This is a genomic window from Rhodopirellula sp. UH5 (assembly GCF_056839225.1).
This window is the reverse complement of the sequence record NZ_CM166390.1, coordinates 751,427-777,687: the sequence shown is the minus strand read 5'-3', so window position 1 is coordinate 777,687 and position 26,261 is coordinate 751,427. Positions and strand designations below refer to the sequence as shown.

Sequence of the window (26,261 nt, the reverse complement as noted above, 5' to 3'; positions counted from 1 at the left end):
CCAGCGATGAAGAATGTTTACGGATTCGATGTAGAAACGCAAATGCGGAACTTGTACGAATCGCTCAGCGAGAAGGACCGACGACGGTATGCGGCCATTGAAGCGAGCAAGTTAGGGCATGGTGGGATCGCTTACATCGCCGAGTTGTTCGATTGTCATCCCGATACGATCACGCAGGGCAAGCGTGACTTGCAACACTTGCCCCATGATGAGGCCCAAGGACGAGTCCATAAAAAAGGGGAGGCCGTTCATTTGCTAGCAAAAGCCAGCCGGGGGTCGTTGAGGCGATTGAAGCTGAAGTCAAGACGCAAACAGCTGGATCGCCGGTCCGCGACGGTCAAGTCTGGACCAACATCGGGCTGCGAGTGATTGCCTCGGCCATCGATCGACTTGGGTTTTCGCTCTCACCGGGCGTGATCGCTAATATCCTTCGTAGAAACCTGAAGCTGGGCCGTCGCAAGATTTCCAAAGACATTCCTTTGGGTGCCAGCGAGTTTCGCCAGTCACAGTTCGACCGGTTGCAGCACCTTCGCCAGGAATACGAACGACTCGGTTGGCCAATCCTGAGCGTGGACACGAAAAAGAAGGAGTTAATCGGTCAGTTTTCCCGCAGCGGACGCGCTTGGACGGATGGATCGCTTCATGCTTTTGACCATGACTTCGGGACCTACAGCAGCGATCCAAAAGCAATTCCCTACGGCGTCTACGATACAGTTGCCAACGAAGCGTTTGTATATTTGGCGACGGGCGCTGACACCGGTGAGTTAGCTGCTGATGCGGTTCGCCGGTGGTGGCATCGAATGGGACGAACCCGTTACGCCGATGCCGGGGGAATGCTGCTCTTGGCCGACTGTGGTGGCAGCAACGGCTACCGCGTTCCGCTTTATCGCGAACGTCTGCACCGCGTGGCGGTCACCCTTGGAATCCCAATTCGCGTCGCTCACCTGCCTCCGTATTGCAGCAAATACAACCCGATCGACCATCGCCTGTTCTGTCATCTCACACGAGCGATCAGCGGACGGCTCATCGAATCACTCCCATGGATGCAGACGCTGATTTCGAAAGTCTGCACTCGCACCGGCTTGAGGGTTGTCTGCGAGTTGGCTCGCAAAGTCTATCAATCTGGAATCAAGGTAGAGAAAGCATTCAAAAACAACGAACCGACTCAGCGGGACTCAAGCCTCAGCAAATTCAACTATGTTGTGCCGTGTTGAAATCCCGAAGTTGTTTCCGAACGGGTCCTTAGAACGTTGCCTCCGTGCTCGTGTGCACTTTCACTCGATCGCACAATGCTGCTCGACCAACTCACCCCAGCACGCAAACATTTGGGGACAAATGTTCTACTCTTTCGCACGTCCCGTGCGATGAGCTTCCACCCAAATTGGAAACCCGACGTGTCAGCGAGGAACGCCCCGAGCTATGCACGGCGGCCCCATCCGGGGCGACGGTCGGTAAACGGAGCGATGATCTCGGAGTGTTAGAACGTTGCTCTCCGTGCTCGTGTGCACTTTCATGCGTTCGCACAATGCTGCTCGACCAACTCACCCCAGCACGCAAACATTTGGGGACAAATGTTCTACTCTTTCGCACGTCCCGTGCGATGAGCTTCCACCCAAATTGGAAACCCGACGCGTTAGCGAGGATCCCCCACAACCCCACGCCGCCGCCGGCCCTGCTTCACTCCAGATCCATTGCCAGTCGGATCCCGCAGAACTGCCAGCGCATCGAGGGAGGGAAGAAGTTGCGGTAACTCAATCGCTCGTGTCCGGATGGTGTGGCGACGGAACTGCCACGAAGCACTTTCTGGCCGCACATGAACTTGCCGTTGTATTCGCCGATCGCTCCCTCGGGAGCCGTGTACTTCGGGTACGGAGCGTAGTCCGATGCCGTCCATTGCCAACGCGAACCAAACGCATCAACGATCGATTCACCCGAATCGCGAACCGCAACCTCCCATTCGAACTCCGTCGGCAAGCGACACCCCGACCACCTCGCGAACGCATCGGCTTCAAAATAGCTCAGGTGGCATACCGGTGCGTTCTCTTCCACCGGTCTCAAACCCGCAAGAGTGAACTGGTACCAGCCCTCTTCGCCAAGATGCCAGTACATCGGCGCTCGCCAAGCCTCCGATTGCACCGTCGCCCATCCGGCCGACAACCAATACGAAGGATCGTCGTAGCCACCGTCTTCGACGAAATCAAGGTACTCGCCATTGGTCACCAATCGATTCGCGATCGCATGCGGTGACAACAACACTCGGTGGCGAGGCAACTCATTGTCGAAGCAAAACTTGCCGTCCGCTGTTTCTTCAAATCCAATCGTTTCAATCCGTTCGGCCGGAGATTCGATCCACCGAACCTCGTCGACCGGATCACAATCCCTCACCGCGCTGGCACTGTAAACCGGATGAAGCGGGTTGCAGGAGAACACGTGCAACAGATCCGTCAGCATCAACTCCTGATGCTGTTGTTCATGGTTCAATCCCGTCCGCAGCACCTCATCAGAGACAATGGACTCGCGATCCGAGCGAGCCAAGAGATCGATCATCGCTTCATCGACCTGATCCCGATATCGCCAAACCTCGGCCACCGTTGGACGAGAGAGCAATCCGCGGCGTTCGCGAGGGAACTGCTCACCGACTGCGTTGTAATAAGAATTGAACAACACCTCAAACGCAGGCTGCTCGGGTTGGTAGTCCGGCAAATTCTTCAAGCAAAATGTTTCGAAGAACCAAGTCGTGTGGGCCAGATGCCAGCGAGTCGGCGAAACATCCGGCATCGACTGAATCACGTAGTCCTCCGTTTCCAACGGAGCACAAATGGATCTCGAATGTCCGCGAACTTGGCGGTAGGCATCCAGCATCGAATCACTCACGAGCGGAACATTCCTACTGCGAAGTACTCGTTCGCATCCGTCCAAATTTGCTCTCGCTGCCAACCGCTCGCCGCCGCCATCTCGGTGAAACCGTCGATCGTGTATTTGTGCGAAAGCTCGGTCAAAATGCGGTGAGATTTTGAAAGCGTCCGCGTGTGTCCGGCCAGCGTGACGGTTTGCTCGCGACAACTTTCGAGATACATCTCAATCCGATGGTCGCGATCGTTGTAGAGTGCGACGTGCCGGTAAGAGTCCAGATCGAAATCTCCGCCGGCGACCCGGTTGAGATGCCTTAGCAAGTTCAGGTTGAACAGCGCCGTGATCCCGCGACGATCATCGTAGGCAGCTTCCAATACAGCAGAGTCCTTTTGCAGATCAAACCCGATCAACAACCCGCCGCCCGTTCCAACCTGGTTCCGCATTTGCGAAAGCAAGGTCGCCGCGAACGACGGCCGAAAATTCCCAATCGTCGACCCTGGAAAATAGACCACGTCGCGAGCCCGACCCGCCCCCGAACTTGGAAGTTGAAACGGACGGGTGAAGTCCGCCGCGATCGGAGCGATTCGACGACGAGGGAACTCAAGCCGAAGCCCTTCCGCGACTTCGGTCAGATAGTCGCTTGAGATGTCGACGGGCACGTAAGTCACGTCGGCGTGCATGTGTTCGAGCAGCAACCGTGTTTTCAGACTGCTGCCGCTTCCATATTCGATCAATCGGCCGGCTGGTCCAATCGCATCCACCATGGCATCGACCGAAGCTCCCATGATCGATGCTTCGGTCCGGGTCGGGTAGTACTCGTCCAACTCGCAAATCTCGTCGAACAGGACCGAACCGGCTTGGTCGTAGAAGTATTTCGAGGGAAGCGACGGTGGATCGCTGAAGAATCCACGTCGAAGCTCAATGACGGAGTCGCGATCGATTGAATGAAGTTCAAGTACTTCCGCACGCTCAGCGTTTTCGGCGGAGGCCAGTTCAGTGGAATAGGTCACCATGCGAATCCATCAATGAGTATCTGTTGCCAAGGTCCGAGGTAGGTTACCAGCACGTCCAGTGCCAATTGCCAATCGGCGGCCTCATCCGACGGTCCGTCATGCCAACAAAACTGAAAAAGCCCACTTCAACACCGCTTCCAGCGTTGAGTGGGCTTTCGATTCTCAAAAAGGCAATCTGCTGCCGATCAGTCGATGAACACAAACTCATTGGCGTTGAACAACACCAAACACATGTCCGCGATCGCTCGCGTCTTTGCATCGACTTCCCAAGGCTTCAAATCGCTCTGGTAGTCCTCAAAAGATGGCAGCCATTCGGTGTATTCAAACGGACGCCCCGAGAACTCTTCGACCAGCGAACGCGTGATCTCGGTTGGGTATGTCCGCGGCTTCGGCTTGATCTGCGAGTGATACTCAGTCATGTCTTTGATATAGCGTGTCATCCGCTGCAACTGCCCCTGAGTCGGCAGGCGCCCCAGCGTCAATTCAAACGCCCGATTGATCTGATCGGTCAATGGATCGGCTTCGCGTTGAAGTCGTACCGACATGGCGATTGATCGATCGGTCATCACGTCGCTATTGAGCAACGTGAACGCTTGCGGCGAAACGGACGCTGCATCGCGAAGGTCCGCTGAATCATTCGGGTTGGGCTTGTTCAAGACCTCCAGGAATGGGTCCGCTTGTCCACGTACCCGGTACGAATAGATCGATCGGCGATTTCGTTCTTCCGGCGTTCGTGAAGGTTGGTACGCCGGTGCGATTGAAAATTGAATCATTCGCGGCTCCAGTGCAACTTCCATGTTGATCTCCGGTCGTGCAGGCAAACCACCGACGACGGGATTCAACTCACCTGTCACTGCCAGCAAGCTGTCGCGAACTTCTTCCGCGGTCATTCGTCGTGGTGAATAACGAGCGAACCAGGTGTTGTCTGGATCTTCCTCCATCGACGGATGTTCGGTGCTCCGACGGTATGCATCCGATCGCAGAATCAAGCGATGCATGGCCTTGATCGACCAACCATTCTTCACAAACGTGTCTGCCATCCAGTCAAGCAATTCGGGATGCGTGGGCGCGGCACCTTTGACGCCGAAGTTGTTGGGGGTCGCCACGATGCCTCGGCCAAAGTGATGCTGCCAAATCCGGTTGACGATCGATCGAGTGCTCATCGGATTTTCCGGATGAGCAATCCATTTCGCGAGTGCCAGACGGCGTCCATTCAGTGTATCCGGCAAAGCATAGGGATCGGTTTCGGGAGCACCTTCGACGGGAAGATTGCATCCGCTCAGCACACCCGGTGTCACGCGATCACCTGCCGCCGCCAACGAACCACCGTTGAAAATGAACGAATCCGGACGCCAATCCTCGTTGATCTTTTCCGGTGCCCGCAGTTTGCGAGCGTTCATCCAGGTGTCTTGAGCGTTGACAACCGTTTGGACCATCGGCTGATAACGTTCCAAGCGACGGTTCCAAATCCAAACGTCTTGCTCGCGGACTTTCAATCGTCCCTGTTCCATCTCGCTCAGTCCAACGGCACGAGGTGGCTTCTCGTCATCGGAATCGTCCTTGCGAGCGTTCAGGCTTTTGTATTCTTTGTCATGTTCTGCGTACCACTCACGGGCCGCCTCTTCACGCTGGCGAGTCAAACGATCCGCACGGGTTTTCGCATATTCGTACAAGGCTTGCGTTTGTTGCTTGCCTTCCTCGAATCCGGCCAAGTTCTCTTCGGCCAAGAAGGGTGCTTCCGCCTCCACGGGCTGAGCCGTCGAAACAGCCGAGTACATTCGGTAGTAATCCTGCGTCGGCACGGGATCAAACTTGTGATCGTGACACTTGCAACAACGCATCGGCATCGACAGGAACGACTGTCCAATGCTGTGCACCATGTCGTCTCGCATGATCTGGCGGGCTTCCTCGAGAGGCACCATGGCGGTGTCCCACGGTCCCATTCGCAAGAAACCGGTGGCGATCAAAGCTTCCACGCGATCCGGATCATCAACCGGTTGATCGGCGTGCAATTCATCGCCCGCAATCTGTTCAATGATGAATTCGTTGTAGGGCTTGTCTTCGTTCAAACTGCGAATGACATAATCGCGATATCGCCACGCGTTGGAGCGTTCATAGTCGTTTGAGAAACCGCCCGTGTCCGCGTATCGAACGACGTCCAACCAATGCTGGCCCCAGCGTTCACCATAGTGAGGGCTGGCAAGCAGGTCTTCGATCAAACTGGTCCAAGCCGCTTCCGAGTCTTTTTCCCACGCTGACAAAAACTCCCGCTTTTGTGTGGGAGTGGGCGGCAGGCCCAACATGTCGAAGTAGACGCGTCGAATCAACGTGCTCGGATCAGCTTCCGGAGCGGGGACCAATCCATTCTCTTCCAGCTTCGCATCGACGAACGCATCGACACTATCGTGTTCAAACTCAGTTTGGCGGGGCAAAAACGCCCACACTTCGTCTTTGTTGTAACGGCGATAGGTCCACTCGTCTCCTTGACCGCCACTGGTCGCCATCAGCACGCCGTCTTCGTTCTCGGCGACCATGGATTCTTCCTGGCGAATCTCCTTTTGCCGTTCTTCGGTTGGCCATGGTGCACCCGCATTGATCCACATCCGAACGATTTCGATCTGGGCGTCATTCAGCCGGTCGTTCTCCTTGGGTGGCATTTCCAAGCCGTCCCAATTGACCGCCCAAAAGAAGGGGCTGTCTTCGGCGTTGCCAGGAAGGATGGCCGGTTCTTCCGATTCCCCACCACGCAGCAACGCATCCCGGGTGCGAACGTCATAGTCGCCCTTGATGTCGTCGGAATCGGTGCCGTGGCATCCCAAGCACTTTTCGGTCAGCAATGGCATGACCTTCAGCGTGAACAAACGTTCGATGTCTTCCGCCGAATGGTTCGCATCGCCAGCCACTGGGGCTGCATCCTCGGCATGCACGATCGCGGCGCTGTGCGACAGAATCAGACTGCCCCCGATCAAGAGTGCAGTCATTGATGCAGTGAAAACTTGCATCCGTGAATCACGGTTTTCCATGTTCAACCATTTCCTTGATTTCAGTGGGGGAAAGAGCAGCGGCGAAAATTGCCAACTCGTCCAAGCTGCCGTTCAAATTTCGAATGGCGTAGTGTTCGTCGGGTTCCAAAGGCGTGGACCAGTTCCCGATCGACGCCATTCCAATTCGAGTGGTGCGAACGAGTTGATGGTCGGGAATGTTGTCCACGCTGAGAACATCCCCGTTCAGATAATGAGTCGTTGTGCTGGCATCCACGTCGTAGACCACTGCCAAATGCAACCATTGGCCACTGAGCGACGGATTCCAGAATGACGGCGACAGCGCGACATGGTGCGGTGGCCCGACGCTGGGTTCATTTTCATCGCCAGCCGTGGAAGCCCGAACCGAAAAGTGCAACTGCCCCGTGTCAAGAATCTGCCAATGCGGCTCGCCAAGCTGATAGCTGTCCGTCAAGAACAGCGAGTTGTACCAACGGTCCAAGCTGTCGATTCGAACCCAAGTCGCCATCGTCAACGATCCAAACTCACCAGGAACGTTCACTCGCACTCGGTCACCAGGACGTTTGAATTGCAGTCCCGGTTTGGCGTCCCAACGGCCTCTCGTCACGGTGGCACCCACGATCGCGCCGTCCAAATCTGGGTTTCGAGGAACACTGTCGTTCGACAAGAAACGCTGACCCTTCAAAGGGGAATCCATGGCGTAATAGGCAATCAATCGTGGGTCGTTGCGTTGGCGTTCGCTGGCCTCACGCCACAGCTGGTACCGTTCATTCTGTTGAGTCTCTGCGAGACGTTGCAGTCCCGCGGCATCGACAAATCGATCGGGCGTCAGGGGAGAGTCGATCAAACCGACGTTTGCCCCGGTCTGTCGTTGCAAGGACTTCCCTGCTCCGACCAATTGCGGCCGGTCTTCCTCCACCTGCAATTCGACTTCACCGTCGAAGACTTGAACATTCGAACCTTCGGGGGAAACCTCCAATCCGAATTCCGTTCCGAGATCGACCACCTTCATGTCATGGGTCCGCACCACAAACCCTCGTGCCGCGGGTGGCACCTCCGCTCGGATGCGGCCGCGATGCATGATCGCTTCGGCAGCAGACACCAATTCCATTTCCGCAGGGCCGTGCAAGACAACTGTCGCACCGTTCAAAAATTCGATCTGCGCCCACCCCGATTCCAACCGAACCGAGCCAGGATTTAGCGCCGAATTGATGCTGAGCGATTTCGAAGAGGCCCCGGAGGCATCCTGAATCATCGCGCCAGTCGCATTGACCAACTGAGTGACCACGGCGATGCCCGACGAAGTGGGTTCGTCCGTCGAGATCCGAACTCTCGCGACTGAGGTATTAACGACGGGAGCGGAACGCCTGGTTTCAAGCTGCACCCAACGGAACGTCACCGCAATCAACAGCGCCGCGGCCGACGCGATCACCCAGCGGTAAATTTGCCGCTCGGACCAAACCGCTCGATTCGTCTCCGCTGGAACAACATTGGATTCGATTTTCAAGGGCGTCGGTGTTCCGTCCTGCAACGCAATGGTCGTGATCTGCCAGCGCGCAAATTTGGCTCGCGACTCCGGGTCATGGCGCAGCAACTCGTTCAGTTGCTCGCGATCAACGGAACCAAGCGTTCCCGCTTCGCTGGCCAGCAGCAACTCTTCGATTGATTTGGATGAACTCAAGAGGCACCTCCGGTTGCCAAGCGACGTTCAATGCATTCGGCCAACTGACGGCGGACTCGCATCAACGTCACGCGAACGTTCGAGCTTCCCTGACTCATTGAATTTGCGATTTGATCGATCGTTTGGGATTCGAAGTATCGGTCTTGGATCAATTGCCGCCGTTTCTCGGGCAACGAACTCAGGCACTCCGATAGAGCGGACTGGATCTCGTGCAAACGCTCGGCCTCCGTTTCCACTTCCGCCGAAACCAATTCGGCGACGTCGGCGTCGAGCAAAGACGGGGCACGACGTTTGTCTCGTAAGTTGGAGAGCACCTGCAAACGAGCGATCCCGAACGCCCACGGCAGAAACGGTTTTCCAACTTGGTAGTCCGCTTTGCGTCGCCAGAGCACCAAATTGGTTTCCTGCAGCACGTCCGCCGCCCGATTCGCATCGCCCAACAATGACTGGATGTACGCGCCAATCCGAGGCTGATGCTCGGTCACCAACTGCACAAAGTGCTCCTCCGCTGATTCAGCGGTCAGGCGTTTCGCGGCGGGACGGGGACGATCGGTCATGGACAGATTTTAATGGCGTGCATTTCGGTCTCACTCGCAATTGTGGCGAGATTCCGGTTCGTTACAAAATTCCGGCTATTTTTGTGCAGTTATCACCAAAATGACGCATTTCCTGGAAATTCGGCCGAACTTTCCTGTCAAATCCATTCTCTCAGCCAACAATCCGAGCAAGCTTGCCTCCGGTCAACAAAACGCCCGCGGCTGGTAAACTGCTCGAATGAGAAACACTGCCCCGCTCGTCTACCCATCCGCCGTCGATCGATGGCTGCTCGTTCTGCTGCTCGCCCCGATCTTCCTCGCCATCGCCTTCGCCGCCTACTTGTTGAACGAAGGCCGCGCGGATGAAGCCAGCACGATGATCCTGATGGCCGCAGCGATCGCAGGCGTGACAGGGGTGTTCACGATCCCGTGCCGCTACACATTGCTCGACGATGCACTGTCGATTCGGTGCGGGCTGATCTGTTACCAAGTCGCCTACACCGACATCACCGAGGCCGTTCCTTCTTCGACTTGGACCAGCGGCCCCGCGATGTCACTGAAAAGAGTGATTGTTCGCACCGCCAAACGCGAGCACATTCTTTCTCCCGAAGAACGAGAACGCTTCATCGAAGAATTGATGGACCGAGTCGCCCGATCGATCGAACAACGTGAATCAGAAACCTAGTAGCCCGCTGAAGCCGCACAGTCCCTCGCTGCCCAGCGACGCCGAACTCCCGCCTGTTGATCTCGCATCGACGGCAATGGGTTCGAGCGTATCTGATCAGGCGAGTTCGGATCCGCGCCCGGCCGATCCGCCAATCAAAATCGACTACCCGCCCGAGTTGCCGATCACGGCACATCGCGACGAGATCGTGGAACTGCTTGCCGAGCATCAAGTCCTGGTCGTTTGCGGCGAAACGGGCAGCGGCAAAAGCACGCAACTTCCCAAGATGCTGCTCGATGCGGGCTTGGGCGAACACGGCATGATCGGTCACACCCAACCCAGACGTTTGGCCGCTCGCAGCATCGCGACTCGTTTGGCGGAGGAGACTGAAACCAAGCTCGGCGGCGCGATCGGTTACCAAGTTCGCTTTGGAGATCAAACCAGCGATCGCACCAAGATCAAACTGATGACCGACGGGATTCTGCTGGCGGAAACCCGGAGCGACCGAGAGCTTCGCAACTACAGCGCGATCATCATCGATGAAGCCCACGAGCGTTCGCTCAACATTGATTTCTTGATGGGTTACCTGCGACAGCTCATCGATCGCCGCCCCGAATTGAAAGTCATCATCACGTCGGCCACCATCGATGCCGAACGTTTTGCGGAACACTTTGGCACATTCACCGAGGAAGCCGCCAGCGATCCTGACAACGAATCGAACGTCATCCCGGCTCCGATTCTGCAAGTCGAAGGCCGCGGTTACCCAGTCGAACTGCGTTACCTTCCATGGGAAGACATCGCCGGTGAAGACGCTGAAGTCGACGGCCGGCACTACGATCTTTCGCGGCACGTGATTGGCGGGCTCGATTCACTTTCGCGAGACGGCAGCGGCGACACGCTGGTGTTCTTGCCCACCGAACGCGATATCCGCGAAGTCAGCCACCGCGTCGCTGGTCATTACAAACGCATGGGCCTGACCAACCGAGTCGAGCTGTTGCCACTGTACGCGCGACTGCCTCAATCGCAACAGCAAGCGATCTTTCACCCCAGCGGCAACAAACGCCGGATCATTTTTGCCACGAACGTGGCGGAGTCCTCTCTGACGGTCCCCGGTATCCGCTACGTCATCGATTCGGGAACCGCTCGGATCAGTCGCTACAGCGCTCGAACCAAAGTCCAACGACTACCCGTCGAGGCGATCAGTCGTGCCAGTGCCAACCAGCGTTCCGGTCGTTGCGGACGCGTCGGACCGGGCATCTGCGTGCGTCTCTATAGTATCGAAGACTTCGAAACCCGGGACGCTTTCACGACGCCGGAAATTCGCCGAACGAACTTGGCCAGCGTCGTCCTGCAGAGCAAAACGCTGCGACTTGGGCGTCTGGAAGATTTCCCGCTGATCGATCCGCCTCGCGCCGAAGCCATCCGCGAAGGGATGCGAACACTGCACGAACTCGGTGCCATCGACGAGGACAAAGAGCTGACCGAAATCGGATGGCAACTCGGACACTTGCCCGTCGACCCTCGCGTTGGACGCATTCTGATCGCAGCGAAGGAGATGGGCGTGCTGCCCGAAGTCTTGCCCATCGCCGCGGCCATGGAAAACCCCGACCCTCGTGATCGTCCGCCTGAGAAACGGGCCGCTGCCGACGAGGCTCATTCGGCGTTCAAGGATCCCGAGAGTGACTTCCTCTCGCTTCTGAGATTGTGGCGGTTCTACGACACGATGCGGAGCGAACACAGCCGTGGAAAGCTCACGCGCATCCTACGCAAAAACTTTTTGTCGCCCACTCGAATGCGAGAATGGTCGGACGTCTATCGCCAACTCAAAGAAATGTCAGCCTCAATCGGCGAAGGCAAACGTCGCCGCTCGAAAAGCAAATCATCCACGCCGCGAGGATCCGTTGGCAAAATCCGTTACGCCGACTTGGATCCCGCCAAAGCCGATCACGAACAACCGGTCGTCGACACGGACAAGTATGCCCTGGTCCACCAAGCCTTGATGACCGGTTTGCTATCAGGCATTGCGATGGCGGGCGACAAAAACGAGTACACCGGTGCGGGCGGTTTGAAGTTGTTCCTGTGGCCCGGCAGCGGAATCTTCGAAGCGAAACCCAAGTGGATCGTCGCCGCTGAATTGGTCGAAACCGCCAAGCAGTACGCTCGAACCTGTGCGAGAATCCAGCCCGGATGGATCGAGGCCGTTGCCCCGCATCTTTTGAAAGCGTCCTACAGCGATCCGCACTGGAGCCGCAAAAGCGGGGGAGCGTTCTGTTACCAACGACAGTCTTTGTTCGGATTGCCCGTCGTCGTTCGCCGTCGAGTCCCGCTGGCACCGATCGATCCAGCAACCTCGCGCGATTTGTTGATTCGTCATGGGTTGGTTGAGAACGAACTGCCGACGACCGCGAAATTTGTTCGGCACAACCGACGCTTGATCGAATCGATCGAGAAGCTGGCTGCGAAAACTCGTCGCCGCGATTTGGTGGTCGACGACTATTCGTTGCTGTCGTTCTACGCTTCACGTTTGCCCGAAGACGTTTGCGATCGGCCACGGCTGGAAAAGTTTGACCGTCAAAGTCCGGCGCCGGCTTGGGCATCCAAACTGAACGATGACGTGGCACTGGCCGCCTGGCTAGCCGATCCACCTCCGACGGATCACGACGACGAGGATTCCGAAACGACACCCTATCTGCGTCCGCAAGACATCGTGTCGGTCGACTCAGTCGCGATCGCGGCGGACTCGTACCCCGATGAATTGGCCGCGGGTTCGTCTCGTCTGCCGTTGCAATATCATTTCCGTCCAGGAGCTGACGACGACGGGGTTCACTTGACCATCCACGAAGCCGCGCTCCCGCAAGTCAGCGACGATGCCCTCGGCTGGCTCGTCCCAGGTCTGCTAGAACCCAAGGTCATCGCGATGATCAAATCGTTGCCCAAACGACTGCGTCGCAACTTGGTTCCCGCCGCCGATGTCGCTGCCCGAGTGGTCACGGAAATATCCGACAAACGCGGCACGGTACCCTTCATGCCAACGTTGTGCGAAGCATTGACCCGCCACGCGGAAGTCCGGGTCGTTGCGTCCGATTTCCAAGACGAAAAGCTTGAACCTCACTTGCAGTTCCTCGTCAATGTGGTCGACGACACCGGCAACGTCATCGAGAAAACGCGGGGCGTGGACGCGGTCAAAGCCAAACTTGGCTCGCGGGTGATCGACGATGCAGACGTTGCCGCCGCGGCCAGTGGCCCGGAAGCGGATTGGTCGCGCGACAAGATGACCACGTTCGAACTCGATGCGTTGCCCCGCGAAGTGGTTCGCAAACGCGGCGGAGTTCAGGTCGCTCAGTATCCCGGTCTGGTCGATCAAGGCGACTCGGTCTCGACCAAGTTGTTCTCCGACGAATCAACCGCGGAAGATGCAACTCGTCTGGGCATGATGCGACTTTTCTCGATTGCCTGCCGGAAAGACCTGCGAGCCCAAGTCCGACATCTGCCGGCGCTATCCGAAGCCAAGATCAAATTGGCGCCAATCATCTCTTCCACGGTCATCGAAACTGCACTGGCCGACCTGACCGTTCGCGTCGCGTTGGTCGAAAGCCAACCGGGGCGGAAGCTGCCGGTGGTACGAAAACGATCGGAATTCGACGAACGCATCCAAATGGCGCCCCAACGAATTGGAGAAGCCACGCAAGACATCGCGGTGTGGCTGGGCAAACTGACAGATGCGTATCATTCGATGCGTTGCCAATGGGAGGAATCCAGCTCCTCCAAAATGAACGACGTTCGCGCCGACGTGATGCAACAAATTGAGTGGCTGGTGGCGGACCAATTTGTCCAGTGGACACCGTGGCAACACCTTCAGCACCTGCCACGCTATCTGAACGCCGTCGCCTATCGCCTGGACAAAGCCAGTCACGCAGCTTCCCGGGACGCCGACAGCCGAGAATTGATTGATCGTTTGTGGCAGCGGTGGATGAATGGTTTGCCGGAAGACCGCCGCGACCCCAAGTCACAATGCACCAGCGAATTTCGATGGTTGATCGAAGAACTCCGCGTCAGCCAATTTGCTCAACCGCTCGGCACCGCCGTGAAGGTGTCCGAGAAACGCTGCGAAAAGCTGTTGGGCTGATCGCATGAATGATCGCGACCGCCTTGATGAGCCAGCGACAGGAAAATCAAAGCCGCTTTGGAAACGCGTCTTCCGGGTGGCGTTGCCGATTGTGTTGCTGGTCGGATGCTGGTTCGCATTTCAAACCAGTGGCGATGATCTGAGAGCGACGCATCAGCGTCTGGGCTGGATTGCACCGATCGTCACGGTTCCCCTGCACGCGGTGATCGCAGCCGCCCCGGTTCCCTCGGATGTGATCGTGATCGCCAACGGCGGGCTGTACTCCTATCCCTTCGCCGTTTTCCTCGGCTGGCTTGGTTGGTTTCTCGGTTCGACGCTCGAGTTTCTCACCATCCGTCTGTTGATCGGAGTGGAATCTGCAGCAGACGCTCGGCAGAAGATGCCAACATGGTTATCACGCTTTCCAGCCGGCAGCCCTTGGTTTTTGGTCCTGGGCCGGCAGATCCCGGGCGTGGGCGCTCATTTGACCGCCGGTGTCGCCGCAGCAGGCGGGGTCTCCTTCCAACGCTATCTGTTCTGGACCGCCATTGCGATCGTGCCGGGCGCAGTTCTGCTCTCCGCCATCGGGGCTCACCTGCTCGGTAGCGTTTAGGCGCCGGAATTGGCCGGTTTCCTTCCATCGAGCCAGCCGATGTCGCGAATCGTCTCGACATTGGATCCCCAGATCGCACGAGGCCCGAAGCTCTTGGTGCGTAGATCCACTCATCTTCGCCACCTCACTCAAGTTTGTTTTCAGTTTCAAATTTTGGGTACACCGGTTGCATCCGTCATTGTCCCAAGGAAGACACAAACGGGGCATCCCCCCAGGGCATGTCGACTGCATCAAGCACGTCACTGCCCATGCCCCATCACCCCACACGAAAGAGAAACAACATGAGAAAACTATTCAACTCAGCAGCGTTCCTGGGCTTCGTCGCAACCGGAACCATGGCAAGTGCCCAAGGTGTCTTGAATGACACGGCAAACCAAGTTGGGAATGCGGTTGGACGGGCCGCCGGTCAAGTGCAGAACGCCACCCGAGGAACCGTCAACGAGTTCCGCAATCGGGTCGATGATGCAGCAGCGAGTTCCAGCCCGCAATCGCATGGTGCCGCCGCCAACCGAATGGACCACCATGGAAACCTGGATGTCGGCACCGTCGCACCACGTCATGTTCATCACGACTCAAGCGTTGGGTCCGTTCCTCACGGGCAGATGACATACACACCACACGGAATGCTGCAACCTCACCACTCCTCCACAACACCCCACGGCACTGTCGGCCACCATCACAGACACGGTGTCGCTCATCAAGGACATCCTGCTCAGACCGTGTACACGCTGCGTCATGACAGCAACGGGCGTGAATTCATCTGCGTCAGCGGTCAGCGTGTGTACTTCGACAACGCCATGACCGGCGACTCGGCCAGCCAAGAAGAACGCTATGAAGTTGGCTACGGGAACTTGGATCAAGACGATGCGACTCGTTCATCGGAACCCTCCTCGACGTCGCGAGATGATGCAAATATTTCGGACGACTCCAGTGCATCAGATGATTCGGATCCGGTCGATGGTGCTCCGAGGGAAGCGTCCGGTGACACGAATGCGAACCGGTCATCTGAAACGGACGTGAACGCGGGGCTGAACTCCGACGAGAACCAGGCAGCCAATGTGAACGACCGTGACGAAAGCCAATCGGAGGCCAACGTTGGAAGCGACGTCAGTGCTGACTCGGAAACCAATTTGGAAGCCGGTCTAACGCCCAATCAGGATGGCGCAGCCTCCACCGAAGTGAACTCAAACTTGAATGGCGCTGCCAATTTGGATGAAACAATCCAGTAGACTCCCCTTTGTCGCGTTGCCGAAACACGGCTTTGAAAACGGACACGCCCGGTCGCTCCTTTTGAGTCCCGGGCGTTTTTTCATAAAATTTTCTCAATCCGGGGGGAGCGTCGGAAAGACTCCCAAACAAACGGGACAGCATCTCAAAGGCGTTTGCCGATCGGTTCAGGCACCGACCAACCACCGAAGTTCGAGCAACCAGTCTGAGACTCAATCAATCAATTGGGTTATCATTTCCATCGTCGCGATACGATTCGTGAAGAAATTGGCTGTTCCCGGAGCGAGAGTCTCTGGAACCAAACGGATGGGAATGATCTCCGATGAAATTGAAATGCCCCGGTTGCTCAAAGCTGCTTCAAGTCCCCGACACAGCCGCCGGAAAGACAGTGAAGTGTCCATGTGGCAAGCAATTGCGAGTGCCCGCCCCGAAAGGGACTTCGCCAGTCGGTGCCGCGTCCCCTGCAGCGAGACCAACCGCTCCCGCCCGTCGCCCACAACCTGCCGCCAGCCCACTGGGCGCGGACGCTGGGTTGTTCGACGAACTCACAGAGACCGATTTGGGTCCTGTGGCAGTCGCCCCTCAACCTGGTCTCAAACCGGTCGCATCCAGTGGAGGAGGGCACAACCCCTACGCATCTTCGCTGCACGAAGCGTCCGACACTTCCCCCGCGTCAACAGACAACTTCGCTTCGCAAAACAAGCGATTCCTCAACTACTTTTTGGATCAAGTCTTTATCCAGATCTTCGCCTTCGGCATCGGGCTGGTCGTTGGGGTCGTGATGATCGCTGTCAATGGACCTGAAAGCACGCCGGAGCAGCAAGCCACTGTTGGACTGCTCTCATCGTTCATCGCACTTGCCTTCATCGCATTTTATTATGTCGGCATGGAAGCGATATTTGGAGTCACGCTCGCGAAACTCATCACTGGCACCCGCGTCGTTTCGGTCGATGGAGGCAAGGCTGGATTTGGGAAGGTATTCGGTCGAACGCTGGCTCGAATGATCCCGTTTGAACCCTTTTCTTACCTCTTTGGTGACAACCGAGTGGGCTGGCACGACACGCTCTCCGGCACCCGCGTCATCGACATCCGCAAGTCCTAACCCAAGACGCGGCTCAGCCGCTTCGCCGGCAACGGCATCGCGACCACTCCCAGAAGGTGCCATCCACCTTCCAGAGTATCCGTACGGTGCCAGGAGTATCCGTACGGTGCCAGCCACCTTCTGAAGAGTGCGGGCGCCGCGAATCGAGAGCGTCTCCCATGGGTTCATCGAGATTTTGGGGAAGGTTCGTGCTCTCCGAGGCTCCAACCTCGCAATTGAGGTCGATTGAGCGCACCAAAGTAGAACGGTTGCCACAACTTTTCCGTCGCCCCATTCATCAGCGTGAAGGACGGCGATTGCTTCGGGCCTGCTCAAGCAAAGCAGGCTGCGGCTTGTGCCTGGCCTCGGTGGTGGTGGCGGCCGGTTCGTTCCGCATCCGCTTTCATCGATTCAGGACGACCGACACAGCTGGTTTTCCCAAAGTACTTCGGCCAGTCCCACACCAAGTCTCGCCACATCGAGGCGTCAATTCCGACCTCCGAGAGCGTTTGAGCGAGACGCTTGGGCAGCTCGGCGACTCGAACGGCGACGGACTGCGCCGCAGTCCAGTCCAACAACCGTTTGTAGTCGCTCCAGCGGATGTTCAAGAATCCGCGATCGCTGCTGCGGAGCCCCTTCGTGTGGACTTGCGGTTCGGTGGACAGTTTGGTTTCGTTCAGCGTCAGTGGACTCAACCATTCGTCGCGGCGAATCCGTTTGCCCGATGGATTGCGTCGCTCCGCCCTGCGTTTCTGCTGGAGCACCTCAACCGGTGTTTCTCGGATTTCGCGTCCCGCCTCTTCCGTTGGAATCGGTTTGAGATCAAACGCAGCCGAAGGAATTCGTTCCCCCTTGCGAGCTTCAATCCGGTCGTAGGCACTGGTGTGCGGACTGGTCTCGGCCGTGGTCGATATTGCCGCCCGCACCGGGTTCAGATCCACGTACATGCTGCAGGCGAGCAAGCCGGCTTCATCGACAATTTTCTGTGCCTTGAAGCGTCCCTCCCAGAACCTGCCGGTGCACTCGTCTTGCTTGTTCGCCATTCGGGCAATTGGCTCGGCCAAAGCCCTCATGAACCAGGAGATGTCCGACAGTCGGCAACGGACTTCAGCCAGTCGCTCCTTGTTTCGAACCAGCATCTGAACGTCGTTTTCAGTGGGCTCGGCCAAGTGTTCCTCGAGACGCCGACCAGGGAAGACACGCAGCCAGCGAATCGCCACTTCCTCGTCGCTCCACTGAGCACAGACATCTGGCCGGTTGCGGAGAATTTGATGCATGTGGTTGCTCAGCACCGCGTAGGAAAGCACATCCACAGCAAACACCGAGGCCAGAGCTTCCATCCGCCGGCGAATCCACTCTTTGCGGAACGAGTAATCCTTGCCAGTCACCTGGTCGGCACCTGCGAGGTAGGCCCGTCGCACACATCGCTGGACCACGTGCACGATCCCAACTTCGCTCGCATCAAACTGTTCGCTTCGCTGGGGACGCGGCATGGCTCTGTTCTCCAGGGGAATTGGAAGACAAAGGCATCGTACGCATCGCCCCTGCAAAGTCAAATCAAGGTGGATGGCACCCTATGGACAGGGTGTCGGGTTGGTGGGTGGCACCAAACGGAGAGAGGGTGGGTGGCAACCTGCGTTCTTTCCAAACCCCGTTCAGGTCGTGTAGAGCGAGTTGAAACGCACGTAGGCCTCGGTCAGATCACTGGCCCAGAAAGACGCCTTGCCCGTCCCGTCGCCGACCTTCAAATCAGCCAGCACCTCAGAATTCGCCTTCATCGCTTGGCTCAATTTCGCGGCGTCGATCGAAAGTGGCGTTCCATTTTCAAACACCATTACACCGTCCATCACGAGACAGGTCCGCTCCGGTTGAATCTTGGGACCCGCGTAACCAGCCGCCGAGACAATCCGGCCCCAGTTCGGATCGCCACCCGTGATGGCTGTCTTCACCAAGGGGCTGGCCGCGACCGTTTTCGCAATCACCAGGGCGTCCTCGTCGTTGGCTGCGCCCGAAACACGGACCTCGAAAAAGCGAGCCGCGCCTTCCCCGTCGGCCACCAGCATCTTCGCCAGTTGCAGAGCGACTTGCGTGGCAACTTCTTGCCACACCGCCAGCTCATCTGGACCAAATTCTTCAATGCCGTCGGATTCCGACATTCCCGTGCACACCAGCATCACGGTGTCATTAGTGCTGGTGTGACCGTCCACGCTGACTCGGTTGAAGGTTTCATTCGCGATCAGTTTCAGCGACGCCTGCGCAGCATCGGGACCAATCGGTGCGTCGGTCATCACGACACCCAACATGGTCGCCATGTTGGGAGCGATCATCCCCGCACCTTTGCACATCGCGGCGATCCGGTATTCGTGACCTCGCAGCACCACGGTTTGACTGACCGTCTTTCGAAACTGATCGGTGGTGCAGATCGCATCGGCCGAAGCCAAAAAGTCGGCTTCCGAATCCCCCAGTTTGCCCGCTGCGTCTTCGAGTCCCGCTCGGACCTTTTCCATCGGCAACGGTTGCCCGATCACGCCGGTGCTCATCACCATCACATCACTGGCGTCGCACCCTGTCAATTTCGCCGCCAAGTCACACATCACTTTGGCGTCTTGCATGCCTGGTTCGCCTGTGCAGGCGTTTGCATTGCCACTGTTGGTCAGCACCACGCGTCCAGTCGACGTCGGTGTTTTCGACCGCGTCAGCACGACGGGCGCGGCAACGATCTGGTTCGTGGTATAGACTCCAGCCATCACGGCGGGTCGATCCGTGACAATCAGCGAAACATCCGGTTTCCCACTGGCCTTGATTCCACCGGCTGCTCCAGCAAAACGAATTCCCCTGGGAAGGGCAAGTGGCGTTGGCGGGTCGTTCTGAGCTGCGTTTTCCGTCATGCTATTCCGTCGAGTTGGTTGGTGAACGGGATGTGCCCCAGGTGTTGATTGACAACAATCGACAATGCGGTGCCGAATCCCATTTGAATTCGATCCCTCGCCGATCTATCAGCGTCCAAGTTTCGTCCTCTCAATCAAATTCCACAAGTCGCCAGTGACCGCCGTTTTGAAACCGTCCGACGCACTTCTCTCTGACCCCCACACGGGCGATTTGGTTCGCTGCGAAAATCTGACCAAACGCTACGGTGATTTCACGGCCTTGTCCAACTGCAGCCTGAAGGTGCGTCGCGGAGAAGTGTTTGGGTTGCTAGGACCAAATGGAGCGGGAAAAACCACGCTGATTCGAACACTGCTCGGGTACTTGCACCCGACCTCAGGAAGTTGCACGATCGACGGGTTGGACCCGGCAGACGATTCCGTGGCCGTTCGACGACAGGTCGCCTATCTGCCCGGTGACGCTCGATTACCACGGCACATGCGAGGCAAGGGGCTGCTGGAATTTTTCGCGGAAATGCATCCTTCAGGTGATCGCAAACGCTCCTTCGACGTCGCCGATCAACTCGAACTTGATCTCTCCCGCCGCGTTGCCTTCATGTCGACGGGCATGCGTCAGAAACTCGCCTTGGCCGTCGTCTTAGGTCCCCGCACGCCCTTGTTGATCCTGGACGAACCCACCGCGAATTTGGATCCGACGGTGAGAGCCACGGTGCTGGACTTGGTCTCATCCGAACAAACGCTCGGGCGAACCGTGATGTTCTCATCGCACGTGCTCAGTGAAATCGAACAAACCTGCGATCGAGTCGCGTTCCTTCGCAAAGGCCAGATGGCCCATGAGTTGGCGCTGGAAGATTTGTTCCAGCGACATCGCGTGACTGCGCGACGCACGGATGCATTCCCTGACGAGATTTCAATCCCTCCCCAACTCGCCGAGTGGATTGGCGGGATCACCCAAACCGACGACCGCGTGCAAATCAGCACGGCAGGTGATTTAGCTCCGGTGCTACCTTGGCTCGCGACGCTCCCCATCGAACAAGTTCGCATCGAACCTTTGGGCCTGCATGCCATTTACCAATCGGTGCACCTGGGCGAAACACTCCCGCAACTTCAACCGCTTGCTATCACCGATACCGTTTCGCCGACATCAGAGGGAGACAAATGATGCATGGGCGTGACATCGGAATCGACCGGATGCTGATCCGAAAATTCGTTGGCCAATCCAGCTTGCTGTTTTCAGCTTTAGCGGTGGCCTTGTTCGCGTTTGGATGGGTGCGAGTCTGGGTGGTGAAGTTGCTGGACATGGGCCAGTTCCAAACCATCTTGGAACAGTTCCGCGACTACGAGAAGTTTGCTCCCATCGAGTTCGATGCGCTGTTCACGTATTCAGGCCGCGTGGGGATGACGTTCGATGAACCGATCGTGATTCTGTGCACCGTGATCTGGTGCATCGCCCGTGGCAGTGACGTTGTCAGCGGCGAACTCGGACGCGGCACCTTGGAAATGTTGCTCAGCCAACCAATCAGCCGGGCTCGTTTCATGCTCTCGCACGCCGTGGTCAGCATTGGCGGGTTGATTGCATTGTGCCTGGCCCTGTGGGCAGGGATGGGCGTGGGCGTGCACCTGACAACACTGTCCGAAACGATTCCGCCGCCTTCGGTTCGCGTCCCGTTCCTGGGATTCGAATTGCCACTGACGAATGATCCGCCGGTGGAACATTCCTTCCCGATGAGCGACCGAGTGGACTTGAGGATCTACACCGCCTCGGTGTTTCACTTGTTCGCGTTCGGTTTCTTCTTGCTTGGTTTGAGCGCGTGCTTCAGCAGTCTGGACCGATATCGCTGGCGCACAATCGGCGCCGTGATGACCGTCTATGTGATCCAGCTGATCATGTATGGACTCGGAAAAGCCGCGGAGCCGCTCGCGTTCTTGCAGGGAATGTCCTTCTTCAACTGCTACAAACCGCAACAAATGACGTCGCTGGTTCGAGACGGAAGTCTTTGGTCCCCCTGGAATCTCTCAGTGCCCATGGATGGTGGTTGGTTGCCACCGTTGGGTTACCCCATGCTGCTGTTGGGGCTGGGAATGGCGTGTTACGGGATCGCGTTGGTTGTCTTCACCCGCCGCGATTTGCCAGCCCCGCTTTAGCCGATGCTGCGATCGCCTGATCCGAGGATCAACGATTCGTCACAATCGAAGCATTCACAACCAGTGGTGATTGATCATCTCGCTGGCGGCATCCGGTTTCAACGGGTGCGAGAAATAGAAACCTTGGACAAAGTGGCAACCAAGGTCCTGCAAGCGTTGTAGTTGGGCGCGCGTCTCCACGCCTTCAGCGACCACGTTCAATTCCAAGCTTTTGGCCAGCGCCAAAATGGAACGGATCAACGCTGCGTTCTTGTCCGAATCGAACATCGAATCGACGAACGACCGATCGACTTTCAAGATGTCCAAGGGCATTCGGTGCAAATAGGACAACGACGAATACCCGGTCCCAAAGTCGTCGATGCCGATCGTCAGCCCGATCCTTCGCAACTCATGCAACAACTCGATCGTGCTCTCGGGGTCCTGCATCAACAGGCTCTCGGTCACTTCCAGCTTCAAACACTCGGGCTGAAGTTGTGTTTCTTCCAGTGTTTCGTTCACGGCTTCCACGAAACCCGACGCGGAAAGTTGGCGGACCGAGACATTGACACTGATCATGATCGGGCGGCCGAATTCCACCTGCCATAGCTTGGCTTGCTGACAGGCTTTGCGAAGCACCCACTTTCCGATTTCGACAATCAGTCCGTTGGACTCTGCAATCGGAATGAACATGTTCGGAGACACGGTTCCATGCTCGGGGTGTTCCCACCGTAGCAAGGCCTCAAAACCTGCCGTCGTTCCGTCGCATAGCTGAACCATCGGCTGGTACAACAACGTCAGCTCATCGCGGTCGAGGGCATGCCGCAGTTGCGACCCGAGTTCCAATCGCAGCATGTTCTCCGCCAACATGTCCTCGTTGAAGATCGCATATGGCAACTCCGACTGGTTCTTGGCGAAGTACATGGCTGTGTCGGCGCGGACCAGCAATTCTTCCGCCGTCGCCTGAGGCCTTCCTGATTCCGGATCAAATTCCGAAACCGCAATCCCCATGCTGGCCTGAGTCAAAATTTCGCGATCGCCCACCGGAAAGGGGGACCGCATTTTCTCGTGCAAACGCATCGCCACCGCAACGGCTTCATCGACGTGCCGGATGTTTTCCAACAACACCGCGAATTCGTCCCCGCCCATGCGAGCGATGATGGCATCGGACTTTCGCAGGGAGGTGTCCAACCGAGATGCGATGCTGACCAAGAAGTCATCGCCGGCGTCATGTCCGAAGTGATCGTTGACCAGTTTGAAATCATCCACGTCCATGAAGATGACCGCAAATCGGTTTTGCGGGTTGCGGGATTGATGGTCAACCGAGCGCTGCACGCGGTCATTGAACAGCATTCGATTGGGAAGTCCCGTCAGTGCGTCGGCGACTTTGCCTTCCGTGATGTCGGTCAACGACCCAGCGATCCGGTACGCGGTTCCGTGAGAATCTTTGACCGCCAACCCGCGGCACAGCATCCAGCGGTAGGTTTGTTTTCCATCCTGCATCCGCAGTTCGGTTTCGAAGTGGTCCGTTTCCCCGCAGAGATGAGCCTCCAGATCCAACTGCACTCGGCGTCGGTCTTCATGGTGAATCAAATCCATCCATTCCGAACCGTGCGGGGTCCAGCTCGCGCCATCCAGGCCGACCATGCAACGCCAACGAGGCGACAAATACAGTTCTCCTGTGACGAGGTTCCAGTCCCACATCCCGTCGTTGGTGCCGCGTGCGGTCAACGCATACCGTTCCTCACTTTGCTGCAAACGCTGCAATGCCGATTTCAATTGCAACTGCGTGGCAATCCGCGCGAGCGTAGCGGCGGGATCCAGCGGCTTGCAAACATGGTCATTGGCACCACTGTCAAACGCACGGAGGACTTCGTCGGGATCACTTGCCGAGGTCACCATCACGATGGGCAACTGCGACAAATCCATCATTTGGCGAAGCAAACGCGTCGTCCGAAACCCATCGAGGTCCGGCAAATCGACATCCATCAAAACCAAGTCAACATGCTGTTGCTGGACCGTCAAAATCGCTTCGCGCCCGCACGCTGATGACAAAACCTTGTAATGTCGGTACTGCAACATCTGGATCAACGTTTCCCGAGTCGCCTCGTCACCTTCCACCACCAAAATGGTTTGAGTGTCCGAGCAATTTGCGACCGGGACGGTGCAATCATTTCCAATCGCGGCATCGGGCGTCATCAGAGATGCATCCCGCGGCGAGACAGCGGTGAACGCCAGACTCTCGGCAGCATCCAACTGATGCAACACATTCATTGGATCCGAATGGAACGTGCTCACGACGATTCCTCCAACAGCGACTGCATCAAATCAATCGTCTGAGTGACGCGGCCTGCCAACGCGTCCACGCACGCGTTCACACGTTGGGTGTCTCTCGAAATTGCGTGAGCCTTCAGTTCCGTCGTCAAGTCCGCCACCGCCGTCAAGGAATGATCTTTGGCGGCTCCTGACATTTGATGAGCCAAACGTTGGACGGATTCCATGTCCCCCCGTTGAACGGCCGAATGGATCTCGTCGACGCGTTTGGGCATCGAGGCACACATCACCTCCATCACCACCGCGGACAACGCAGCATCGCCGCCACATTCGGCCTGCAATGCTTCCAGACTGAGAAGCATCGACGTCTCCAGCAGTTCCGCATTGGATTCGGGTGTGCTCTTGCCATCTTCCAATGCATTCGCTGTGGACAGCCCTCCGATTTTCGAGATCGACGTTTCTTTCACCACGATGTCATGCAAGTGCAACGAGTGGCACTGTTCACAACTGTTGCTGGAACTGGGGTCATCCGAATGGATCGCTCCAATCATTGCACTGCGAAGACAACTTTGCCGAATGGGTTCAGAAACCGTCCAAACCCAATCCGGCGTCCGCAGTCGTTGTTGGAAACTGGATTGGCATTTTGTTCCACGCGATTGAATCCGGATGTTGGCAGAGGTGGCCAGCAGTTCCATCGTCTCCTTCGAAAGCGATTGCCGTGTCGCAAAGATGGCCTCATCGATCAAAATCGCGTCGAACTTCTGCCCCATTTTCTCATTGATACGGATCCGCTGCAGCGCAACATCCAGTTCATCACAGTTGGAGGATGCGATCTTCCAACCTGCCAAAATCTCAGTCAGTGCATCTCGAGTCGCGGTGTGAGCCGTCACGATCAACACGCGAGTGTGTTCGCCAAGCACGGTCTCGGGGTGTTGGTCAGACTGAAGATCGGTGTCTTCCACCAGAGTGGTCTCGAAGGAAACCTCCAGACAGCCGGACGGCAAGAATCGCGGCGTCAATCCGCTGCGCAAACGTTGTGCATAGCGGGACGCGATTTTCCACTCGGAGGGAAAGTGTTCCGGGTCGAAACGTTCTGCCAGCGTCTCTTCTGGTGTCCAAGGATGCCCTGCCATCCGGATCGCAAAGACTGTTCGACAGTTATTCTTTGCCACCACAATTTTGACGTCACCCCAATCGGTTTGGGAGGCAGCGTGATGCAACAGGTTTGCCAAAACACAATGGATCGTTTGCAAATTGCCTCGCACAACCGGCGGCAAACCGTGATCGATTTGGACCGTGATCCGGCGACCTGCACGGTGAATTTCGGAGGCGACCGATTCCGCCAAGTCTTCCACCAGTTCACAGAGTCGAAACCCTTGCCGCCGTTCTCTGGCGTCCTGCTTGCCAGGTTCGCCCACCTCGCCAGCATCCAACGTCGAATCCGTTTCCGACTCCAAGTCCACCAGGTGCTCGATCGTGTCGCACAGAGCGCTGGTCATGCAGGCGGAGTCACTCGACCGGATCGATTCACGCACGCGTCCCAGTGACCAACGGACTTGATCGCACAGTTCAATCAACTGGACCTCTCGCGCCGCTGCGGTGGCCTTGGCAGACGCCAGCATCGCTTCGCTTTGAGACTGGCTCGCCGTCACATCGTGCACGGTGCCCAACCACTGTTCTAAATGCCCGGTGCCATTGCGAATGGGTATCAGCGTTTCCACGAACCAACGCGTTTGCCCCGCCACTCGGACCTTGGATTGGCACTGGGTGATCGGGAGATTGCGATCAAAGTACTCGCGAAACATGCGGCCGCTGCGACTCGAGGGCGAATGCCACGGGGCAACCTGACGCGGCGACTTTGTCGAATCGTTGCCCTTCGCCAGCAGGTCATTGATCGAATCGATTGCCAGGATCCGAAGCAGTGTCTCACTGGCTTCGATCATTCGTCCCATTTCGTTGAGACGATAGTACCCAAGAGCACTCGGGGGTGCCGTGGGAACGTCAATTCGATCGGACGAGGGCATGAGAAGAATCGAGCGGGGCGGCAAGGAGCGCAATCCGGATTCGAACGATCAGGGGCGGATCGCCGAAATCAAACTGCTGTGGGGGCACGCTACAAACATGCCAGCCAATTGCGGGGGGCACGTCGACCGCATCTGTCAAAATGAAGACAGAATGTTTCTCCAGCCGAAACAACCGCACCAAC

19 protein-coding genes are annotated in these 26,261 nt (G+C 57.2%); 9 read left to right on the top strand and 10 right to left on the bottom strand.

Annotated elements, in window-relative coordinates; genetic code table 11:
- Nucleotides 1–6: 6 nt before the first annotated feature.
- Together UH5x_RS02750 and UH5x_RS02745 are read left to right on the top strand one after the other, a co-directional pair.
- Nucleotides 7–369 carry a hypothetical protein gene (locus tag UH5x_RS02750; protein ID WP_482634629.1) on the top strand — a complete coding sequence of 121 codons (363 nt, stop codon included), beginning with the start codon at nt 7–9 and terminating at the stop codon, nt 367–369.
- On the top strand, nt 288–1,214 hold the full coding sequence (locus UH5x_RS02745) for an ISAzo13 family transposase (protein WP_482635993.1): 927 nt from the start codon (nt 288–290) through the stop codon (nt 1,212–1,214). The genes UH5x_RS02750 and UH5x_RS02745 overlap by 82 nt, the downstream gene beginning before the upstream one ends.
- Nucleotides 1,215–1,677: 463 nt before the next feature.
- Here UH5x_RS02745 and egtB read toward each other — a convergent pair whose 3' ends face one another.
- The 5 genes from egtB to UH5x_RS02720 all read right to left on the bottom strand — a co-directional run bounded on the left by egtB (nt 1,678) and on the right by UH5x_RS02720 (nt 9,106).
- A complete protein-coding gene (gene egtB, locus UH5x_RS02740; protein WP_482634628.1) occupies nt 1,678–2,874 on the bottom strand; it encodes an ergothioneine biosynthesis protein EgtB in 1,197 nt (398 codons plus the stop codon).
- Nucleotides 2,871–3,866, bottom strand: coding sequence for an L-histidine N(alpha)-methyltransferase (gene egtD, locus UH5x_RS02735; RefSeq protein ID WP_482634627.1), 996 nt, complete (start codon nt 3,864–3,866; stop codon nt 2,871–2,873). Before egtD ends, egtB begins: the two co-directional genes overlap by 4 nt.
- A gap of 185 nt (nt 3,867–4,051) precedes the next feature.
- The gene (locus tag UH5x_RS02730) at nt 4,052–6,889 is read right to left on the bottom strand and encodes a PSD1 and planctomycete cytochrome C domain-containing protein (protein WP_482634626.1); all 2,838 of its coding nucleotides are present in this window, start codon (nt 6,887–6,889) and stop codon (nt 4,052–4,054) included.
- The gene (locus UH5x_RS02725; protein ID WP_482634625.1) at nt 6,876–8,549 is read right to left on the bottom strand and encodes a LamG-like jellyroll fold domain-containing protein; all 1,674 of its coding nucleotides are present in this window, start codon (nt 8,547–8,549) and stop codon (nt 6,876–6,878) included. The genes UH5x_RS02730 and UH5x_RS02725 overlap by 14 nt, the downstream gene beginning before the upstream one ends.
- Complete coding sequence (locus tag UH5x_RS02720) at nt 8,546–9,106, bottom strand: sigma-70 family RNA polymerase sigma factor (RefSeq protein ID WP_047815158.1); 561 nt, start codon at nt 9,104–9,106, stop codon at nt 8,546–8,548. The genes UH5x_RS02725 and UH5x_RS02720 overlap by 4 nt, the downstream gene beginning before the upstream one ends.
- A 217-nt stretch (nt 9,107–9,323) precedes the next feature.
- Here UH5x_RS02720 and UH5x_RS02715 point away from each other — a divergent pair, with 217 nt between their 5' ends.
- From UH5x_RS02715 to UH5x_RS02705, 3 genes are read left to right on the top strand one after another with little or no spacing between them, the layout of a single operon-like run.
- Complete coding sequence (locus tag UH5x_RS02715; RefSeq protein ID WP_482634624.1) at nt 9,324–9,770, top strand: PH domain-containing protein; 447 nt, start codon at nt 9,324–9,326, stop codon at nt 9,768–9,770.
- Complete coding sequence (gene hrpA / locus UH5x_RS02710; RefSeq protein WP_482634623.1) at nt 9,754–13,875, top strand: ATP-dependent RNA helicase HrpA; 4,122 nt, start codon at nt 9,754–9,756, stop codon at nt 13,873–13,875. Before UH5x_RS02715 ends, hrpA begins: the two co-directional genes overlap by 17 nt.
- Before the next feature lie 4 nt (nt 13,876–13,879).
- Nucleotides 13,880–14,467 (top strand): TVP38/TMEM64 family protein, encoded by a 588-nt coding sequence (locus UH5x_RS02705; protein WP_482634622.1) that lies wholly within the window; start codon nt 13,880–13,882, stop codon nt 14,465–14,467.
- 299 nt (nt 14,468–14,766) lie between these two features.
- On the opposite strand, the gene UH5x_RS02700 is transcribed toward UH5x_RS02705, so the two are convergent.
- Nucleotides 14,767–15,033, bottom strand: coding sequence for a hypothetical protein (locus tag UH5x_RS02700; protein ID WP_482634621.1), 267 nt, complete (start codon nt 15,031–15,033; stop codon nt 14,767–14,769).
- A 36-nt stretch (nt 15,034–15,069) separates the two neighbouring features.
- On the opposite strand from UH5x_RS02700, the gene UH5x_RS02695 reads away from it, so the two are divergent.
- Together UH5x_RS02695 and UH5x_RS02690 are read left to right on the top strand one after the other, a co-directional pair.
- Nucleotides 15,070–15,696 (top strand): hypothetical protein, encoded by a 627-nt coding sequence (locus tag UH5x_RS02695; RefSeq protein WP_482634620.1) that lies wholly within the window; start codon nt 15,070–15,072, stop codon nt 15,694–15,696.
- Between the two features lie 320 nt (nt 15,697–16,016).
- On the top strand, nt 16,017–16,796 hold the full coding sequence (locus UH5x_RS02690; RefSeq protein ID WP_482634619.1) for an RDD family protein: 780 nt from the start codon (nt 16,017–16,019) through the stop codon (nt 16,794–16,796).
- A 311-nt stretch (nt 16,797–17,107) separates the two neighbouring features.
- On the opposite strand, the gene UH5x_RS02685 is transcribed toward UH5x_RS02690, so the two are convergent.
- Nucleotides 17,108–18,268, bottom strand: coding sequence for a transposase (locus UH5x_RS02685; RefSeq protein WP_482634618.1), 1,161 nt, complete (start codon nt 18,266–18,268; stop codon nt 17,108–17,110).
- A 162-nt stretch (nt 18,269–18,430) separates the two neighbouring features.
- Entirely contained in the window at nt 18,431–19,663 is a 1,233-nt protein-coding gene (argJ, locus tag UH5x_RS02680) for a bifunctional glutamate N-acetyltransferase/amino-acid acetyltransferase ArgJ (protein WP_482634617.1), read from the bottom strand.
- A 154-nt stretch (nt 19,664–19,817) separates the two neighbouring features.
- Here argJ and UH5x_RS02675 point away from each other — a divergent pair, with 154 nt between their 5' ends.
- Nucleotides 19,818–20,822, top strand: coding sequence for an ABC transporter ATP-binding protein (locus UH5x_RS02675; RefSeq protein WP_482634616.1), 1,005 nt, complete (start codon nt 19,818–19,820; stop codon nt 20,820–20,822).
- A complete protein-coding gene (locus tag UH5x_RS02670) occupies nt 20,822–21,805 on the top strand; it encodes an ABC transporter permease subunit (RefSeq protein ID WP_047816062.1) in 984 nt (327 codons plus the stop codon). Before UH5x_RS02675 ends, UH5x_RS02670 begins: the two co-directional genes overlap by 1 nt.
- A 54-nt stretch (nt 21,806–21,859) precedes the next feature.
- Here UH5x_RS02670 and UH5x_RS02665 read toward each other — a convergent pair whose 3' ends face one another.
- Together UH5x_RS02665 and UH5x_RS02660 are read right to left on the bottom strand one after the other, a co-directional pair.
- Nucleotides 21,860–24,079 (bottom strand): GGDEF/EAL domain-containing response regulator, encoded by a 2,220-nt coding sequence (locus UH5x_RS02665; protein WP_482634615.1) that lies wholly within the window; start codon nt 24,077–24,079, stop codon nt 21,860–21,862.
- Nucleotides 24,076–26,079 carry an Hpt domain-containing protein gene (locus tag UH5x_RS02660; protein WP_482634614.1) on the bottom strand — a complete coding sequence of 668 codons (2,004 nt, stop codon included), beginning with the start codon at nt 26,077–26,079 and terminating at the stop codon, nt 24,076–24,078. The genes UH5x_RS02665 and UH5x_RS02660 overlap by 4 nt, the downstream gene beginning before the upstream one ends.
- Nucleotides 26,080–26,261: the final 182 nt, after the last annotated feature.

Bases quoted from the DNA above. Each gene is read 5' to 3' on its own strand.
- argJ (WP_482634617.1), bottom strand. From the start codon at position 19,663: ATGACGGAAAACGCAGCTCAGAACGACCCGCCAACGCCACTTGCCCTT.
- UH5x_RS02670 (WP_047816062.1), top strand. From the start codon at position 20,822: ATGCATGGGCGTGACATCGGAATCGACCGGATGCTGATCCGAAAATTC.
- UH5x_RS02750 (WP_482634629.1), top strand. From the start codon at position 7: ATGAAGAATGTTTACGGATTCGATGTAGAAACGCAAATGCGGAACTTG.
- UH5x_RS02715 (WP_482634624.1), top strand. From the start codon at position 9,324: ATGAGAAACACTGCCCCGCTCGTCTACCCATCCGCCGTCGATCGATGG.
- UH5x_RS02720 (WP_047815158.1), bottom strand. From the start codon at position 9,106: ATGACCGATCGTCCCCGTCCCGCCGCGAAACGCCTGACCGCTGAATCA.
- UH5x_RS02690 (WP_482634619.1), top strand. From the start codon at position 16,017: ATGAAATTGAAATGCCCCGGTTGCTCAAAGCTGCTTCAAGTCCCCGAC.
- UH5x_RS02695 (WP_482634620.1), top strand. From the start codon at position 15,070: ATGACATACACACCACACGGAATGCTGCAACCTCACCACTCCTCCACA.
- UH5x_RS02700 (WP_482634621.1), bottom strand. From the start codon at position 15,033: ATGAACATGACGTGGTGCGACGGTGCCGACATCCAGGTTTCCATGGTG.
- UH5x_RS02730 (WP_482634626.1), bottom strand. From the start codon at position 6,889: ATGGAAAACCGTGATTCACGGATGCAAGTTTTCACTGCATCAATGACT.
- UH5x_RS02685 (WP_482634618.1), bottom strand. From the start codon at position 18,268: ATGCCGCGTCCCCAGCGAAGCGAACAGTTTGATGCGAGCGAAGTTGGG.
- egtD (WP_482634627.1), bottom strand. From the start codon at position 3,866: ATGGTGACCTATTCCACTGAACTGGCCTCCGCCGAAAACGCTGAGCGT.
- UH5x_RS02705 (WP_482634622.1), top strand. From the start codon at position 13,880: ATGAATGATCGCGACCGCCTTGATGAGCCAGCGACAGGAAAATCAAAG.
- UH5x_RS02660 (WP_482634614.1), bottom strand. From the start codon at position 26,079: ATGCCCTCGTCCGATCGAATTGACGTTCCCACGGCACCCCCGAGTGCT.